Consider the following 17707-nt stretch of genomic DNA (forward strand, 5'->3'; position numbering starts at 1 on the left):
AATGGCAGTCTGATAATATCTTCATAATTATGCTGCACTATAAATATATATCAATATGTTGTTATACTTATTTATATTCAAGGAGGTACAGAAATAAAGGCTGACTCGTTTAAATTAACGAAGATAAACGAAAACTCTACACTTTGCTTTTTTGAGTATCAAATTATTCAACTAATTCATGGTCTCCTGTTTCATAGTCCAGTTCGATGCCGTCCTGCTGGTTCGGGACGAACACATTAAAGGTCAGCGTTTCGCCATTATCATCAACGGAAAAGCCTTCCATCAAAATACCGTGCGAGAGCAGATTGTCTTCTTCAAAAAGCGGTGTGATACGGTAACGAACTTGCATTTCGCTATCCTCTACGACACCAGCGACGAAGTTCTCAAAAGGCAACATGCCTTCGACGTTGAATTGACGTGTCCCGGTCATAAGATTGTCACGCCCGTCGTACCCAGTCATTTGATGTCCAATAAGATGGCTGCGATTATATAGCCAATTCCCTGAGACGATGTCATAATTCCCCTGGTTCCACCCAGTAGGCTCAATGTGACCGATCGATCCACGTTGTTCTGCTGGCATTAATTCAACATCCAGTAATGCTTCCGCAACACCGACGCGCCCTAGATCATCCTTGGCTTCATAGGATTCAAACGGTTCGCTGACTTCCAATTCTTCATTTGTGAACAACGGAATATTATCATTCACTTCGATATACACCTTATCCAATGGTAAATCTTCCGGATTAGGCAGCTCTAACGCATCGATATCGTAGACCAGTTCAGCGTCTTCGTAAACTGTTTCCGCTTCCGTTTCTTCTATATCTGCTGTCTTTTCCTGTACTTCATAGACCGCATCCTCTTCAGCCACTAAGTCAGTCGACTCATCGCTGGAAACCTCTTCATCCGAGTTTACCTCGTTTATGACTACTTCTTCTTTCGGTGCGATTTCGTCTGATTCTACTTCTTCTGTTTGACTGTCATCTGTGGTTAAGGCTCCATTCGTTTCTTTTTCTTCTGTGCCTGTCTCATCTGTTTCTATGGCCTCATCCACCGGCTCACATGCAGCCAACAGTAAGGTGGTACTTATCATACCTACCACTAGTTGTTTATGTAACATCAAAACACCTTCCCTTTTTTCTATCTCATTGTACTTTTGCTAGTGCGCTATGATAAGTTTCTTCCTTGTTCATCATAACAGGTTAATAATATATTTCAAAAACGCTAAGTGGCATGTGTCTACTTAATTAAAAACCCATCTGTATTTCATCAGTATTTTTGAAAAATTGATTGATTATTTAAAGGTCCAAGGATGAAACGGCTTGGTTAAAATAAAAACGACCACTTCTTAAATGAGAAGTGGTCGTGTCATTGTTTAAAATATCGACTATGATAAATGAGTATCCGTCAGACGATATCATCGAGTGATGAATGCTCATCTGCTCTCTTAACCTTCCAGAAGGTCTTCTCTAATGGGATTAAACACATCAAGTAATTTACCATCTTCTAAGCAAAGAACCCCGTGTTCAACTCCGGATTCGAAATACAGTGTATCTCCTTTTGAGACAACTATTTTTTCTTTATTTTTAACAAACTCAAATTTACCTTCCAAAACATATGTGAACTGTACGGGTTCATGGGAATGCATTTCCCCCACTTCATCTTTTTTTAACTCGATTTCTACTAGCATTATATTGCTATCATAATCCAATACTTTACGGTTCATATCTTTTCCCCATTTCATATACAAAAATATTTAAATCTGGATCGTGTTCATTCTAGGTACCTTTTTCACTTTAGTGCAAGACGTTAATGTAGCCCCCATTATAGCTTGACCAGATAGTATTTGTCGAATCAAAATAGATTTACTATCTATTTTGAAAAGTTCTTCTATACGTGTATTTTTTAGTACGCATAAAAGACACCATTCTTAAAAGTAAGAATGATGCCTTTTTTGATACTTGATACTTTTACCGATTAAACTGAATTGTTTTCAATCAATCAGGATAATCTGTAATGATACCTTCTATGTCTAGGTTATTTATCTTTTTTAAATCTTCACTTTCATTTACAGTCCAAACGTTGATACCCATTCCGTACTCGTTTGCTAACTGAATAATTTGGGCATTCAGACTGCTCGCTTTTAAATGAATAAACTCTGCATCCAGATCTTTTGCCATTTGTATTGTCGGTTCATCACACTCAGAAAGGATCAGCCCTATTTTCACCTTGGGCATGAGTTGTTTGATGCGCGCGATACTTTTTTTATGAAAAGAAGAGATGATTATAGTTCTTTCTGTATTAAATCTTCGAAGGACTTCTGCCACTTTCCGTTCTAGTTCGTTATCTTCTTCTCCTTCACTTTTCAATTCTATATTCGTTATAATGGGTTTGTCTGCAGCCCAAATCAGATAGTCTGAGAGTGTCGGAATGAATTGCTGTTTTAGGTTTTCTTGCAATGGATGCGTAATGGGGTATGATTCGAGATCAATTAACGTGTAGTCGTTTAACTTTCCCGTTCCACCTGTCATCCTGTCGATTGTGTCATCATGAAAGATGACTACTTCTTTGTCTTTAGTCAACTGAACATCCAGCTCTACACCATCAGCACCTGCCTCATACGCTCGCTCGAAAGCAAGCAGTGTGTTCTCCGGATACTGTCCACTAAACCCTCTGTGCGCGATATTCAACCGTCTCAAGACACACACGTCCTCTCCGCTTTCATTAAATCGATTGTCCCGTTCATGTTCCTCTTTTTTATTTTATCTTTTTTTCTCGTTCGGTGCTATATAATCAACTTCTCATTTGCTCGCAAAAAAAAACGAGAGCTCCCTTCATAATCGAAGAGAGATTCTCGGTTTAATTAATTATTTCGCAGTAGCTGGGTTTTTCACTTCTAAATGCTTCGCTACAACTTCAGCCAGTTCCGGCGTGACTTGATGGAACAATCTCAGCTGACGTTCAACGATGCGTTCGTCTCTCACGCCGCTTAAATGATCGGCAAAGTTTTTGTATAGTCGTTGACGCTCGTCGACACTCATCACTTCTTCTATCAATTGACGCGGTTGAGAGAAATGGTCGTCATTGTCATATGAGACACTATCCGCTTCACCCGAGACTTTGAAAGGTTTAGTCTTATCTTCTTTCGATTCTTTCAAATCGTCATAGCTGTTCGGTTCATAGTTGACGGCACTTCCACCATTACTGTAAGACATCGTTCCACCGCGCTGATGGTTTTTCACTTCAACTTTAGGTGAATTGATCGGCAACTGGTTATAGTTGGCACCAATACGGTAACGATGCGCATCTGAGTAGGCAAACAAACGGCCTTGTAGCATTTTATCCGGTGAAGCTTCCACGCCCGGCACAAAGTTCCCAGGTGAGAAGGCCGACTGTTCAACTTCCGCAAAGTAATTTTCAGAGTTGCGATTCAAGACCATTTTCCCTACTTCAATAAGTGGGTAATCTTTGTGAGACCAGACTTTGGTAATATCAAACGGGTCATACGCATACTGCAACGCATCTTCTTCCGGCATGATCTGTACTTTCAGCGTCCACGATGGGAAGTCGCCTTCCTCAATCGCATTAAACAAATCTTCTGCATGGTAATCAGGGTGTTCACCGGCAATTTTTCCAGCGACCTCAGGATCCATATTTTTAACCCCCTGATCCGTTCTGAAGTGATATTTCACCCAGCATGAGTCGCCGTCTTTGTTTACCCATTTAAAGGTATGACTACCGTATCCCTGCATGTGGCGAAGCGTTGCAGGAATCCCGCGGTCAGAATGCAGAATAGTGATCTGGTGCAAGGATTCAGGTGATAAAGACCAGAAATCCCAGACCATGTTGGCATCTTTCAAATTGGTTTGAGGGTTACGTTTTTGAGTGTGAATGAAATCTGGAAACTTGATCGCATCACGGATAAAGAAAACAGGTGTATTATTTCCAACAAGATCATAATTGCCTTCATCGGTATAAAATTTGACAGAAAAGCCTCTGGGATCTCTGACCGTATCAGCTGAGCCTAATTCGCCTGCGACAGTAGAAAGTCGGATAAACATGGGCGTTTCCTTACCTTCTGCTGATAAGAAATCGGCCTTTGTATAGTTGGCAATATCGGGATTCGTGACAGTGAAATGCCCGTGAGCCCCGGCGCCTTTCGCATGGACAACACGTTCGGGTACACGTTCACGGTTAAAATGCGCAAGCTTTTCAATTAAATGGACGTCCTGAAGCAGTGTCGGTCCATGTTGTCCTGCAGTAATGGAATTCTGATTATCTCCGACAGGCGCTCCTGTAGACGTCGTCAATTTACTGTTATGTTCAATCATCTATGTATCTCTCCTTACTTCTTAGTAACATTCATATTATAATAGATATAATCTAAAAAATGCAACAGCAATGCGCAAAGCTCACAACATTATTATTTTTAAACCTTTTTCAGTTGATAAAGTCCCGGGCATATGGTAACTTTATCCTTATAAGTAATTACATAAAAATACATAAGGAGATTAATAACAATGAAAAAATCACAATCCATCCTTGCTTCACTTGCTTTCGTTTCACTTGCAATTATCATGTTCATAGCTTTATCATCAGCCGTTCTACCTGCTTATTCTGATCACGGACGCTCGATGGTCATCGGTACACTTGCTTACATATTCATGAGTGGCATCGTTATATTCGCCTCACTAAAAAGTAAACAGTTAGGCATAGCAGGCGTGTTAGCCAGTCTAACGTTTATTGGCGCACACATTCTCATTGAAGCCAGTCTGTTCTCAACTATTGGACTAGCATCCGTAACAAATCCGTTTGGGTATGCCGCTCTCACCGCATTCATTTTAGCCGGCGTGAGTTATGTCATGAGTAAACTACATGTCTTGTCTCAATTAACTCTTTATATTAATGGGTTTATGACTACAGGCGTCACGCTCGTCTATTATCACGTGGCTTCTTTAGCTCCTGTCAGAGGATCGTTATTGTTCTTCATTCCCTTTACACTATTCTTGGTTTGGACAATTGCTCAATACGGTGTTCACGTTTCCGAAGCCGTTAAAACGCGTAGACAAATACAAGCAGCTTAATAAATACTAAACAAAACGCCCTCTTCCTGAAAATGGAAAAGGGCATTTTTTTGCTTTAATTGATCGATATGCTATTTTTATTGACTCTCAGAATTTTTTTACGCCAGTTTCTTCATAACCGGTATCCATATTTCACAAAACAGATCATCCTCTTTTTGTGCGGGATACAATTCAAAATCCGTATCATCCAGCATCTGATAATTGGATCCCGGCAGGAATTCTTTGAATATTCTTTCCCATGTCTCTCCGATACAGTCAGGACTGTCCCCAATACTAGGGAAGACGGCCCAAAACGTCGGCTTCACTTCCCAAATCTGATAGCCTGCTGGAATTTGGCTGCCATCATGCAGCATGCCGATTCCGTAATCAAAATAGTCCCTGTCTTTTGAAATCGGTGCACACACACCATAAAGATCTTCCGTCAGCGCATGCTCCTTCAGCGTATCAAAATCAGCTGTTTTCCCACTTCTTTCCCAAAAACCGGGTATTTCATTTTTCACTTTACTCGAATCATCGATCGATTCATTCAGAAACTGTTCGACCTTGGCTATCAATCTGATCGGGTCTTTTTCTACAATTCTATAGTCCATACTTGTTCCTCCATTCTTTAACCATTTTATGTAAAAGCCAACAAACGAGCTTGAGAGTATAATCAAGCTTATCGTTTCAATGAATGCGCTATCATTGTTATCATATATATATAATATTTAATCGAGGAGAGTGATTATGAATCTTGTTTTTTCCTTTTAAGTATACATCTTCACAGATCAATGATGTGAAATACTGTTTTACGCATGTATTTTTCATTAAAATACATGCGTAAAGATGATTCTCACGGAAAGGACTGATCACCTTGAAATATAAAATATTGCGTTATGTCATACTTGCCTTTTTTATACTATTCGGACTATTTTTCGTCTGGCAATTGATTGCTTTGAACGGACGTTTGACATTGTTCTCCATTCTTTTATTTATCGCAACACTATTCAGTTACTATACGTCTAAATACATGTTAAAGGATGAGGACTGAGCGTTCATTACTCAATGAATATTTTTGCCTCAAACCACTCTATTTTTATAGAACTTAATACAACACAAAATCAACCTTGCTGGTTCCTCTATTCACAGTGTTTTTTTCAAAGTGACACACGGTACATCGTCTTCATAATAGATATCAGACACTTTGGTGTAACCCAGCTTTTCGTAAAAACCAGCGGCACTTAGCTCACCATGTATGACTGATGTCGTACACCCCTGCTTTTTACCCAAAGCTTCCAGTTCTTTCACGACTAATTCTCCCAGTCCTTTTTTTCGATACTCTTTCAAAACTGCAACTCTTCCGGGCCGGATGGTATCCGAGTCGATTTGTTTATGACGTCCCGTTGCCACAGGTTTCTCTCCATCATAAATGACCACATAAATCGTTTCGTCATGATCCTCCGAATCAAATTCTACCTTGAGTGGAATATCTCGTTCCATGACAAACACCTGCATGCGAACATATAAAGCAGCGGCTCGATTCCATTTTTCTTTTCCAGTGTGTGTTTTCATTGTCAGTCCCTCTTTTCTTAATAATATTTTTCAGAATTGATTATATGTACTCCAAAATTTTTTCGGTTTTTTTAGTTGAGTCTTTAAATTTAGTATATCATAGAGATACATGCGATATTGCTTTAAAAGATAACATGATCGTACACAAAAACAAACGACTTGTTCGTTATGTTGATTAGGTTTTTCGGCTGATTTATGAGATTATAAGAGAGCACTTTATGATCGTATTAATAATAAACCAAATCAGTAGATAGACAAAATAAAATGATGAAGAGGGATACAATGAGAAACATAAAAATGACGATTGAATATGATGGCGGACGCTATTTAGGATGGCAGAGGCTTGGTGATTCGGATAAGACGATTCAAGGAAAAATCGAAAGCGTTCTTTCACAACTGACAAAGACTGAGGTTGAGATCGTAGGCTCAGGACGCACAGACGCCGGAACACACGCCAGAGCACAAATCGCCAATTTCAAAACAGAGTCTTCAATGGACCTGGGGGAAATGCAGAAGATTCTGATACACAATCTTCCTCAAGATATTATCGTCAAAAAACTGGAAGAAGTGCCAGAACGGTTCCACTCCCGCTATCATACCAGCGGAAAGCAATACAGCTACTACGTCTTGAACCACATGATTCCTTCCGCGTTCGACCGTGACTATAGCTTCTATTTTCCTGAGCCACTGGATATCGATAAAATGCAAGAAGCTTGTTCTAAATTCATTGGTAGACACGACTTTATCGGTTATTCAGCACTCAAGAAATCGAAAAAAACGACCGTCAGAACCCTGGAAAATATAACAATCGAAAAAGAAGGAAACATGCTGCACTTTACCTTTACAGGAGAAGGGTTTTTGCATAAAATGGTTCGGATTATTATGGGAACCATCCTTGATATTGGTGCCGGAACGATGGACCTTGACGTTATAGATGACGTGTTCCAGAGCGGCGTAAGAAGTGACGGTGGAAGAACCGTTCCCTCGCAAGGCTTGTTTTTGGATGAAGTGTATTACGACTGATAAGCCTAACAATATAACTTAAGAGCCCTTACTATTCCTGTTGTGTTAACTTTACCAATGGAAAATGACTCTATTAAAAGGGATACACTTATATGACTGTGTCCATTTTTTATTTTTAAATGTCCACACAGGTGTGTCCGTTCTTTTTATTTTTTCTCGAGCATATTTTTGACTGACTATTGCACTCTTTTAACTCAAACCTAAAAAGGATGATAAGATGCAAAAAATTACTTTCAAAATTAAAGTCTACATACTTTATGCAATCATAGGCATGTTATTCCTTATAGTAGATATTTTTAATATCATTGAACTCAATCGCTATAATGGGCTAATGGCTATATTAGTGCTGACTATACTTTTTTCTGGGATACAGTATCGCGCAGCTCTGAAAGGCTTAGATACAATGCTGAGTATCAACAGAGACTATAAAGTGCGTAAATTGTGGAATATCGAGAATCAATTTGACTGGAAAACTGTGAGAAAAAAGCAGATGACATGGGCTCCCATTTTAATGGGGATATCTTTGATACAATTATTGATACTCTATCTTACTTATGATACATATTCTGTAGTGCTTATAATTCTCTGGGCAATAAACACACTGTCATACGTTATTTTCACACGGCCAATAAAATCTAAGTCGATCTAATTAAGTACAGAAGGTGCACTACAAAATTATATTCGGAATGATTTATGAAATATAATTTTGTAGTGCACCCGTTATTTTGTGGTTTACTCCCATGAGTGATCCTCCCCCTGACCGGATCTGGGATAAATATCTCCAACAAAAAATGCATCCCTCCTACTTTCCTTATTAAAGGAATGCAGCGGGGAATGCATTTTTCTTCGTACTTAATGATTATGAGTAGTGTCCTAAACTCATGAGGCTGTTTCCTAAACTATTAGTCGTTTTCAGTTTCTACTGAAACAGACTCTTTTTTTCCTAAATCTTTCAGTGTACTGTTTAACTCTCGTACTTGTCCGCCAACATTTTTTGTGCCGGCATATGATTTGATCAAACCGGTGAGGTCTAAACCAACAGCATCTTTAAAGGCTTCTTGTGATGAAGCTAATGTATTTAAAGCTGTATTGGTTAAAGATGATGCCCCTTGACCGTTGCCACTGTCGACGATGGTTATTTTATCGATATTACCTAGTGGTTCAGACACGGCACGGATCATTTCAGGATACGCTTCGATCATCAAGGTAGCGATGGCTTCTTGTCCGTATTCTTTTAAGGCTTTAGCCAGAGCCGTTTTGCTTTCAGCTTCAGCTTTACCGATTTCACGGATACTTTCAGCTTTCGCCTTACCGTTCAGTTCTATTTCTTTCGCACGCGCTTCAGATTCAGCGATGGCTTTAGATTTATTCGCTTCAGATTCTTGTTCTACGGCATAACGCTCAGCATCAGCTTTCTTACGAACAGAGGCGTCGTACTCACGTTCTTTCCTGATGGTTTCTTTCTCTTGTAATTCAATTTGTTTTTCACGTTCGATGATTTGAGAGTTCCCTTGTTCGATGATGACTTGCTTTTTGAGTTTGGCTTTCTCTAACTCATAGGCACTTTCAGCTTGTGCTGTGGCGACATTTTCTTGTCGTTTGTATTCTGCAACACGCAAGCTCTTTTCTTTCTCGGCTTCAGCTGTTTCTGTTTGACGTTGCAATTCAGCTTTTTTCGATTGTTGTTCAGCTAAGGCACGTTCAATACGTGTTTCTTTGTCGGCTCTGGCTGACTGAATGTCAGCATCACGCCTGACTTCGGCGATACGCCCTTGACCGAGTGAGTCCAAATAACCGTTTTTATCGGTTACTTCTTTCAAGGTGAAGGAGACGATCGTTAAGCCCATTTTAGCTAAATCGACTGAAGCGACTTTCTGGACATCTTGACTGAATCGATCTCTGTTTTGATAGATCTCTTCAACGGTCAGTGAGCCTAAAATCGAACGCAAATGACCCTCTAAGACTTCACGGGCTTCGTTTTCTAAGTCTTCGGTGGCTTTGCCAAGGTACTGTTCAGCGGCGGTAGCGATATCTTCGGTGGTTGAGCCGACCTTGATAATAACCGTTCCGTCTGCGGTAACCGGTACGCCTTCTTTGGTGTATACATCAGGTGTACTCACTTTCAATTTAGATGACAACAGGGATAATGTTTTAGCCGATTGAATGACTGGTAGGACGAATGAGCCACCCCCGCTGACGATTTTCATTTTGTTGTTCGTATGTGGGTCTGTGTAGACGTTTTTGTTCCCGAGGGCTGTTCCACTGATAATGAGCGCCATATCCGGTGAGGCAATACGGTAACGACTGACCAGTAAAATGATAATGATGAGTGAGATGGTAACGATGCCGATGATTCCAAAAAGAGTTGTGTCCATGAATGAGTTCCTACTTTCGTTTTCTATTTTTTATGTTTTGTGTTCCATGTTGGTGTTTGCTTGTTTGTTGCTTGGATTGTATTGGTATAAGGTATGACGTACAAAATAGAATCTTTGACGTCCATGACTAAGATATTTGTGCCTTGCTCGATAAATGCAATGGATTCATTGCCACTTTCGTAAATCTTAGCCATTTTATTGATTTTTGTAAAACCGGTATACACGATCACTTCTCCCACACCGTCGGCTGTGATAGAAACCGATACCGTCCCTTCTTTGCCTTCGAGTTGTTGGATCGAGGTGGCGCTTGAATTTTCTGAACGGCTCCGGAAAGGGATAATGACGAAGATGTTAAGTAGGACAACACCGGTCACAACCGATACGACAATAAACATAAATAGTCCGATTGAGATAGCGGTGTTGGCAGGCATTAATTCGTTGATCATATAACCAATGAAGACGGCAATCATGAAACTGACAAACAGGTCACTGATATCGAAAAAACCGACAGTGACGATGTCCCTCAGGGGTAACGTGAGTAAGGCAAGGAACAAAAATGTGACAAAAGCGAGTTGCATGTATGTTTGGTTGGATAGAATCACATCAATCAAATTGGGTTCACCCCCTTTCTATTTTTTCTTGCCATGTTCCCCATCTTCGGGAGCGGTTACCGACACTTTTCTGACTATACGGATATATCTAGGACTTTACGCTTTTTACTCCAGCATAGTTCGCTGGGTGTTTTTTCATTTCCAAACTGTATACACATAACAACCCTCCCAATCAATTATATTCGGAGAGGTTTAAATTGATTTTATGAAGTAGCCAAAGTAAATGTAATCTACTTTTAAAAACCTAATCGGAAATTCAACAACGTTTCTCTGATTTCATCCTCATTGATCCCAATATAGCGCTTGGTGATTTTCTCACTGCTGTGACCGAACATTTCCATCAGTGTGGCCACGTCTTTCGTTTTCTTGTAATAGTGGTAGCCGAAGGTCTTCCACAGCGTGTGCGTGCTAATTAAGTCTCTTCCGAAGAGCTTAGCGACCTTTTAAAACATCTGATAGACCCTATTGACTTTTAAGTGGCCCCCTTTGCTGCTTAGGAATAGGTAATCATCCGGGTCCAATGTCTTAGTGTAGTCCTGGATCAGATCCTGAATACACTATGCGTGTTTTCCCCGTTTTTTGTTCCATGATTCGAGGGTTTTTTGACGTCAAAATATCTAGTTTCTTTAATTTAACGATATCTGACATCCGTAAGCCGCTGTTAATGCCGGTCAAAAAAAATATCCCGTTAAGCGTGCTGGTTGCGTCTTAAACGGAATGAAAAGTAGTTTATTTCCTGAGGAGTTCGTAAGGGTTGGACGTTGTACGTTATTTTAAGCACCTCTCTTTCCACAAAATCAAAACATGATTACTGCTACCAAGGGGTTATGACCCCTAAAGAAGAAGAATCCCTGTTTAAAGAGATTGTAGATGCACGGTTTTTTGTTGTTCCTTAGTTTGTTAGAGTAAGGACCTAACTTTTAGAGGCTTATTACCCTAAAGATAAAAAGAGACTCTGTCAAAATAAGAAACAGAATTTGATATATTTTTAAAATTTGTAAATATAAGTTAAAAATAAATCTTTTTTTAAATCAGATCTTTTTAATGATAAAATAAGTATATATTAAAAAGAGTGTTTATAGCAACACCCAAGAAGTTTACCCTGATATCATTAATACTATTGCCTAAGATGAGTTATTTCCTGTTCAATAAAAGTAGGCTCAGTAATAACAGGTCTCAAGTAAACTTGCTTATATATTTTTTTATCAAGTAGCTAACTTAAATTTTATAGTATAACCATTCCTAAAAAAGCATCTAGAACCTCGTTTGATATTATTCAAAATACACGACTTTACGTAATTTCATGTATCTAACTACTCAAAGGGTTAAGCCCAGAAATTACGAAAGACACGAAAAGAAGCTCTCCAGAAAAAAATTCTGGAGAGCTTCTTTTGAATTCTCTTGATTAGAAAGAGAACTTAAATTATTCTGTCAGTTTCAAAGAAAATTATTAAGTGTACCACTATTTTTAGCCTCTTTATTTTGATATTAATGTTTTGTGACATATACTTTTTCATCTATTTCAGAAATGTGAAAAGAATTAGAAATGATTTCCAACTCTTTACCCACTGCATCAACCATGTAACGGGTCTCGCGCCCAAGAAATTGTTTATCTTTAACAATTCCAAGTAGTCCTTTACCAGTTGAGGAAGATGTCATCAGACTCAATTCTTCTGGACGAACCGGATAAAGTTTATTCTCTTTAAAATAACTTGCAACCTCAGCCCCCTGCCAAGTAGTATCGGGGGCGCTTGCTGGGCAAAACTTGTCTCCTTCCCAATTTCCTTCAACTAAGAAAGCCTTACTCACAAATTTAGCTACGAATGGGGTTTGTGGGTAATGATATAGATTATAAGGGGTATCAATTTGCTCGATTTTCCCTTTGTTCATGACAATGATTCGATCAGCCAAGGACATTGCTTCTGCTTGATCATGAGTTACATAAAGAATGGTTGTTTTCATAATGTGATGAATTCGTTTGATCTCTTGAACCATCGTTTGCTTTAAATGAGCATCTAAAGCACTCAATGGTTCATCCATCAGTAAAATCTTTGGCTGAGCTACAATAGCGCGCGCGAGAGCCACTCTTTGCTTTTGGCCACCAGAAAGTTCATTCGGATAACGATTTTCAAAACCGTCCAATTCTACCAATTTCAATGTATGACGGACCATTTCCTGACGCTGGGCAACATCAAAGCGCTTTTTATTTTGCTTGCTTTTCAATGGGTATTCTAGATGTTGTTTGGTTGTCATATGTGGCCAGAGCGCAAAATGTTGAAAAACCATTCCTAACTGACGATCCTCCACTGGAACAGCCTCACGGTTGTCGAAAAAAACTTTCTCTCCAAATTTGATAGTTCCTGAAGTTGGTTCAATAAATCCTGCAACCGAACGTAGAAGTGTTGTCTTGCCACAGCCTGAGGGACCAAGAATAGCAATGAACTCATTCTCCTTTACACCAACATTAATATTATCCAACGCTTTGGTTTGGTCAAAGTATTTAACGATATTGCTGATAGTTAGCTCACTCATTCTTTTTCATCTCCTTCTGTTCAAAATGATTCCGTACTAATACGAGAGCAATTATAAAGATGGTTAAGATAACCGAATAAGCTTGTGCAATACTATTATCTCCACCCGTTTGTAGGTTGAAAATTGTCAGCCCAACTGTTTTTGAATTGGCAGCGATTAACAGGGAAGATAATGAAAGCTCGGTAAATGCACCCGTAAAGATCAGAAAAGAACTTGAAAAAATTTGGTTTTTTATAATAGGAATAATAATTTTGTGCCATTTTTCGATTGTCTTTGACCCAGAAATCATTGCGGCTTCTTCTAATTCAATAGTCACACTCAAAAGTGCAGTATTGCTTCCGCGAAGTAGTATCAGCATGTAACGAGTCACATAGGCAATCAGTAAAATTCTTATTGTTCCATAAACATTCGGAACATTACTCCAGTAGAAAATCATGCTGAGCGCTAGTACTATTCCAGGCGTAGAGTAGGTAAGAGAGGCTCCTAATTCTATTGGCAGAGTTGCCTTTTTATCGTGACGTAACTTATAATACATCACCCAAACACTCAAAATAATACATATTAGAATTGCTGCAACTGCCAGTCCTAAACTGGTAAGAAAACCTTGATACATGCTCGGTGTTTGTAAGATGAATTGATAATTATCCAGATCCATGTTTCCAAAACCAAAAATAGATGGACTGTAACTGGATTGGAATGACGAGAATAACATAACAATTAAAGGAACGATATTTACTAAAAAAAGCACTAGGATAGAAAACCACTGAATCAAGCGACGTTTGTTATCTAACAGCACAATTCGTGGCTCGAAATCTGGGCGTGTCGAATCAAAAATTACTGATTTTCGTAGAATCCACCATTGCAAGGCAATTCCGGCAAAAGCAATCAATGCTAATAAGATAGAGAGTACTGCCGCTTGATTGAAACTAGTTGGGCCAAATCCAATTGCTTTTTCATAAATATATGTGCTCAAAACAGTGATTCCTGCTGGTGAACCAAGTGTAGCTGGAATAGCGAAGTTATCAATTGAACTCAGAAAAGCAAGAATGATTCCACTAACAACAGCTGGCAAAGCCATTTTGAAGGTGACGTTCCTTAACGTTTCTATCATGCGATAACCGGCAACTTTAGAAGCCCATTCCTGCTCTTTCGGAATTTTGCGCAAAATATCTACTAAGTTCAGATAGACGATAGCAGCATTACTAATACCTAAGACTAAGGTAATTCCACCCATAGAATACATATTAACGACTGGCAAACCTGTTTCTCGTAAAAATTGATTAATCGGGCTGTTCCCAGCAAAAAGTGAAGTCCATGACAGAGTCACTACATATCCAGGAATCACATAAGGAAGAATGACGAGTAATTCAATTAAACGTTTAAAGCGTATATTGGAATAGGCAACCAACAAAGCAAAAACTGTTCCCATACTCACTGCAATTAAAGTTGAACCAAAGGCGATAATCAGGGTATTTTCGATTGCTTGTAAAGTACGTGGCGAATCGAAAAGCGTGCTGAAATTACTAAAGCTAAAATTGCCATCGACTTCAAAACTCATTTTAAAAAGCGTAAAGAGTGGAAAAATGAAAACAAACAGTCCAATGAGCAGAAAGAGTGTTTTGTGAAAGTATTTAGTGAATTTAAACATAAGCACTCCTTTGGCAATAAAGAAAAAATAAGCAGGGAGAATTTCCCTGACTTATTTTCCTAAAACTTTTTTGAATTATTCTTGACCAAAAATTTCTGCAAATTTTTCTTTGTCAGCATCTCGTGTTTCCCTTACTTTAGTAGCATCGAAATCCATTGGTGTGATTTCGTCTATGCTTTTCAAGCCTTCTGGAGCAGCAATACCCTCACGAACTGGTGTGTATCCCATTTCAGAAGTTACCGTTTGTCCTTCTTCAGAAAGAAGATAGTCGATAAAAAATTGTGCTAACTCAGCATTTTCTGAACCATTGATGATTCCAATTGGTTCGGTCACATAAAGTGATCCTTCTTCTGGATAAATAAATTCAATTGGTGCTCCATCGATACGAGCACGATTTGCCATAAAATCTACCAACATCCCAACTCCTTCTTGACCGTTTACTAATGCGTCAAGAACTGTACCATTTCCTTGGCCAACGAAAAGGCCATTTTCTTTCAATGAGTCATAAAAATCCCATCCTAATGAATCTTGTTGTGTAATAATAGAAAGGTTCAAGGAAGCTGATCCAGAATAAAGCGGGCTTGGAATCATGATTTGGTCTGCATAAGCAGCATCAATCATACTTTGAAAACCAGTGATTTCAGATGAGTCAACTAGGTCAGTATTTACAGCAATCCCTGTTGCAATGACTTTTGTTCCTACATATAAGTTTTCTTCATCCTTATATTCAGCTGGAACAGCATCTAATTCAGGTGATTCATAAGCCTGCAATAAATCTTCTTCAGCTAATCCTTCAAAAGTAAAGCTGTCAGATACAAGTAATGCATCAGCTAGGATGTTACCTGTTACTTTTTCGGCCATGATTTTTGAAATAACTTCTTCTGTACCTGAGCGAAAGACATCAACTGTGATATTTGGGTGAACTTCATTGAAAGCAACTACTGCTTGGGCAATGTCTTGTTCTGGTTGAGAAGTGTATAGAGTGAATGAACCTTCTACATCCGTAGCAGCTGCGGTTTCTTCACCAGAAGAGCTCGTTGAGGTATCTGAATCTTTGACTGTTTCTTCAGAGTCCACTGTACCACAGGCTGATAAAGCCACCGCTGACATCCCAGTAATCATTAATTTATTCCATTTCATTATTAATACTCCTCCTTTAAATAACGTACATTTTTTCTAAACAACTCTTTTTTTGTATCAGTATCCATTCCTTCAATTACAATTGGCAAACCACTTTCCGAAATAGTTGGTTTTAAACAATGGAAATCTAGTTCACCCTCACCGATTGGCGTATGATACTTGCCATTCTTCAAGTTACTCATATGTAACTTGCTAATGCGGGGGAGATGTTCTAGGTGATCAAGAACCACAGCGTTATTTTGACAATGAGCCAAGTCTAAAGTAACAGATAATTGTTCCCATAAATCTCTAGCAACACGTTCCATGACGTGACGACTCGTAATAAATTCTTTTCCAATTGGCTCCATAATTTCAAATGAAATGGATTGCTCTAATGAGTCAGCATACTCCAATAATTCCTTCATAGAGTCATGCATATAACCATCATAAGAAGTCTCTTCTAAAAAAATTGACATACGCCCTGGATGAATCGTAACATCAAGTGCACCTAAAGATTGAGCAAAATCAATCGATTTTTTTGTCTGTACAATAGCTAGTTCTCTAGCCGACTTTTGTAACGAGCAGAGATTTAGATCCCAGCTTAAGGCATGCACATAAACTTTTCTTTCGTACTTTTCAATGAGTCGTTGTAACTGTAATAAGGGAATATTGTGAAATTCCATTTGCTGATGAAAGATTTCCAACCCCATCTGGTATTCAGTAGCACTTTGGAAAATTTCTTCGATTCGGTTATTCCACATTAATGGTGTTGATAAGTAAAAATTAGACATAATTATTTTTCCAACAGCTCCTTTTCTTTAGGACTACTTTCATTATAGCTGTCGAATATAAATTCAACGTAAATTTCATGTTAAGAATTGCCTATTATATAACAAACGTTTTCTAGCTATGCTATGATATTGAAAATGATGAAAAGAGGAATAAAATGGGGAAACGCTATTATTTTGAAGAAATTGTCAATTTTAGGGATTTAGGCGGGTATAATACAAAGACTGGTAAGTTACTAAAAGAAGGTAGGATTTTTCGTTCGAGTATGTTATTTGGCCCGAGTAAATCAGACCTTTCTAAATGGAAAAATATGCAAATTACTACGATTATTGATTTACGTGCACCAAAGGAACTAGTTACGGATCCAAATCCTTATGCTAATTTTGTTTCTCATTATTTCAACGTAAATATAAGTGGTAGCCAAAATGCCGGCCGTGCTAGTCAGTTAGCCAAAGTTGCAAGTAGTCCTTACTTTATGAGTGATCGCTATCTAGAATATGTTGCAGCTGAAGAAAACATTGCAAAAGCTTGTCGTGTTTTCTTGAACCATAAGGATAAGCCAATCGTCTTTCATTGTAGCGCCGAAAAAGACCGTACAGGAGTTTTAAGTTACTTACTACTTAGCTTGCATGAAGTATTGCTCCCTGAAATTATTGCTGACTATCAAGTTTCCTATACGTATATTAAACATGATCCCCGTATTTTGAATTCGAAAAATAATTTAAATGTGTATATTTCCTATCCCGAAATTATAGAAATATTTGATACGGAATTTATAAAAAAATATGGTAGTATAGAAGCATATTTTTCTAAGATTGGGTTTAGTAGTGAAGAAATCATTGAATTAAAGCAGTTGTTACTATAATAATATAGTAAGCAAAAAAATCTGCTAAAGAATCTTATTTCTTCGTCAGAGTTCATCTATTTTAATGTTTGATGGAGTACGCAAAAAGAATGTTTATATGCCCTATTTAGTAC

At 38.5% G+C, this 17707-nt stretch carries 16 protein-coding genes and 1 pseudogene; 4 read left to right on the forward strand and 13 right to left on the reverse strand.

Translation table 11 applies throughout. The annotated features are described in order from the left end of the window. Positions 1–163 precede the first annotated feature (163 nt). The 4 genes from AX762_RS11205 to AX762_RS11220 all read right to left on the reverse strand — a co-directional run bounded on the left by AX762_RS11205 (position 164) and on the right by AX762_RS11220 (position 4328). Complete coding sequence (locus AX762_RS11205; protein ID WP_071849218.1) at positions 164–1117, reverse strand: DNA/RNA non-specific endonuclease; 954 nt, start codon at positions 1115–1117, stop codon at positions 164–166. A 327-nt stretch (positions 1118–1444) separates the two neighbouring features. Beyond that, positions 1445–1723, reverse strand: a complete 279-nt coding sequence (locus AX762_RS11210; protein WP_218162510.1) for a cupin domain-containing protein — start codon at positions 1721–1723, stop codon at positions 1445–1447. A gap of 271 nt (positions 1724–1994) precedes the next feature. Next, positions 1995–2696 (reverse strand): glycerophosphodiester phosphodiesterase family protein, encoded by a 702-nt coding sequence (locus AX762_RS11215; protein ID WP_177244101.1) that lies wholly within the window; start codon positions 2694–2696, stop codon positions 1995–1997. A gap of 168 nt (positions 2697–2864) precedes the next feature. After that, positions 2865–4328: a catalase gene (locus AX762_RS11220; RefSeq protein ID WP_071849221.1), complete on the reverse strand. Its 1464-nt coding sequence runs from the start codon at positions 4326–4328 to the stop codon at positions 2865–2867. A 189-nt stretch (positions 4329–4517) separates the two neighbouring features. On the opposite strand from AX762_RS11220, the gene AX762_RS11225 reads away from it, so the two are divergent. Beyond that, a complete protein-coding gene (locus AX762_RS11225; RefSeq protein WP_071849222.1) occupies positions 4518–5081 on the forward strand; it encodes a hypothetical protein in 564 nt (187 codons plus the stop codon). A gap of 98 nt (positions 5082–5179) precedes the next feature. Here the strand turns inward: AX762_RS11225 and AX762_RS11230 are convergent, their stop codons facing one another. Beyond that, entirely contained in the window at positions 5180–5671 is a 492-nt protein-coding gene (locus AX762_RS11230) for a GyrI-like domain-containing protein (protein ID WP_071849223.1), read from the reverse strand. Between the two features lie 263 nt (positions 5672–5934). On the opposite strand from AX762_RS11230, the gene AX762_RS12870 reads away from it, so the two are divergent. Beyond that, positions 5935–6111 carry a hypothetical protein gene (locus AX762_RS12870; RefSeq protein ID WP_177244102.1) on the forward strand — a complete coding sequence of 59 codons (177 nt, stop codon included), beginning with the start codon at positions 5935–5937 and terminating at the stop codon, positions 6109–6111. 92 nt (positions 6112–6203) lie between these two features. Here AX762_RS12870 and AX762_RS11235 read toward each other — a convergent pair whose 3' ends face one another. Beyond that, positions 6204–6632, reverse strand: coding sequence for a GNAT family N-acetyltransferase (locus AX762_RS11235; RefSeq protein ID WP_071849224.1), 429 nt, complete (start codon positions 6630–6632; stop codon positions 6204–6206). A gap of 282 nt (positions 6633–6914) precedes the next feature. Between AX762_RS11235 and truA the strand changes: the two genes are divergently transcribed. Then, positions 6915–7655 carry a tRNA pseudouridine(38-40) synthase TruA gene (gene truA / locus AX762_RS11240; protein ID WP_071849225.1) on the forward strand — a complete coding sequence of 247 codons (741 nt, stop codon included), beginning with the start codon at positions 6915–6917 and terminating at the stop codon, positions 7653–7655. Between the two features lie 902 nt (positions 7656–8557). On the opposite strand, the gene AX762_RS11250 is transcribed toward truA, so the two are convergent. The 7 genes and pseudogenes from AX762_RS11250 to AX762_RS11280 all read right to left on the reverse strand — a co-directional run bounded on the left by AX762_RS11250 (position 8558) and on the right by AX762_RS11280 (position 16731). Then, positions 8558–10030, reverse strand: coding sequence for a flotillin family protein (locus tag AX762_RS11250; protein ID WP_071849227.1), 1473 nt, complete (start codon positions 10028–10030; stop codon positions 8558–8560). A 23-nt stretch (positions 10031–10053) separates the two neighbouring features. Continuing rightward, positions 10054–10632, reverse strand: a complete 579-nt coding sequence (locus tag AX762_RS11255; RefSeq protein WP_256244868.1) for a hypothetical protein — start codon at positions 10630–10632, stop codon at positions 10054–10056. Positions 10633–10877: 245 nt separating this feature from the next. Next, positions 10878–11413, reverse strand: a pseudogene (locus AX762_RS11260) (tyrosine-type recombinase/integrase). A 716-nt stretch (positions 11414–12129) separates the two neighbouring features. After that, a complete protein-coding gene (locus AX762_RS11265) occupies positions 12130–13173 on the reverse strand; it encodes an ABC transporter ATP-binding protein (RefSeq protein ID WP_071849229.1) in 1044 nt (347 codons plus the stop codon). After that, on the reverse strand, positions 13166–14821 hold the full coding sequence (locus AX762_RS11270) for an iron ABC transporter permease (protein ID WP_071849230.1): 1656 nt from the start codon (positions 14819–14821) through the stop codon (positions 13166–13168). Before AX762_RS11270 ends, AX762_RS11265 begins: the two co-directional genes overlap by 8 nt. A 75-nt stretch (positions 14822–14896) precedes the next feature. Then, complete coding sequence (locus AX762_RS11275) at positions 14897–15961, reverse strand: ABC transporter substrate-binding protein (RefSeq protein WP_071849231.1); 1065 nt, start codon at positions 15959–15961, stop codon at positions 14897–14899. Between the two features lie 2 nt (positions 15962–15963). Then, positions 15964–16731 (reverse strand): sugar phosphate isomerase/epimerase family protein, encoded by a 768-nt coding sequence (locus AX762_RS11280; protein WP_071849232.1) that lies wholly within the window; start codon positions 16729–16731, stop codon positions 15964–15966. A 155-nt stretch (positions 16732–16886) separates the two neighbouring features. On the opposite strand from AX762_RS11280, the gene AX762_RS11285 reads away from it, so the two are divergent. Continuing rightward, a complete protein-coding gene (locus AX762_RS11285; protein WP_071849233.1) occupies positions 16887–17594 on the forward strand; it encodes a tyrosine-protein phosphatase in 708 nt (235 codons plus the stop codon). The last annotated feature ends 113 nt before the right edge of the window (positions 17595–17707 follow it).

The sequence above is a fragment of the Alkalibacterium sp. 20 genome (assembly GCF_001885615.1).
Lineage (GTDB): Bacteria > Bacillota > Bacilli > Lactobacillales > Carnobacteriaceae_A > Alkalibacterium.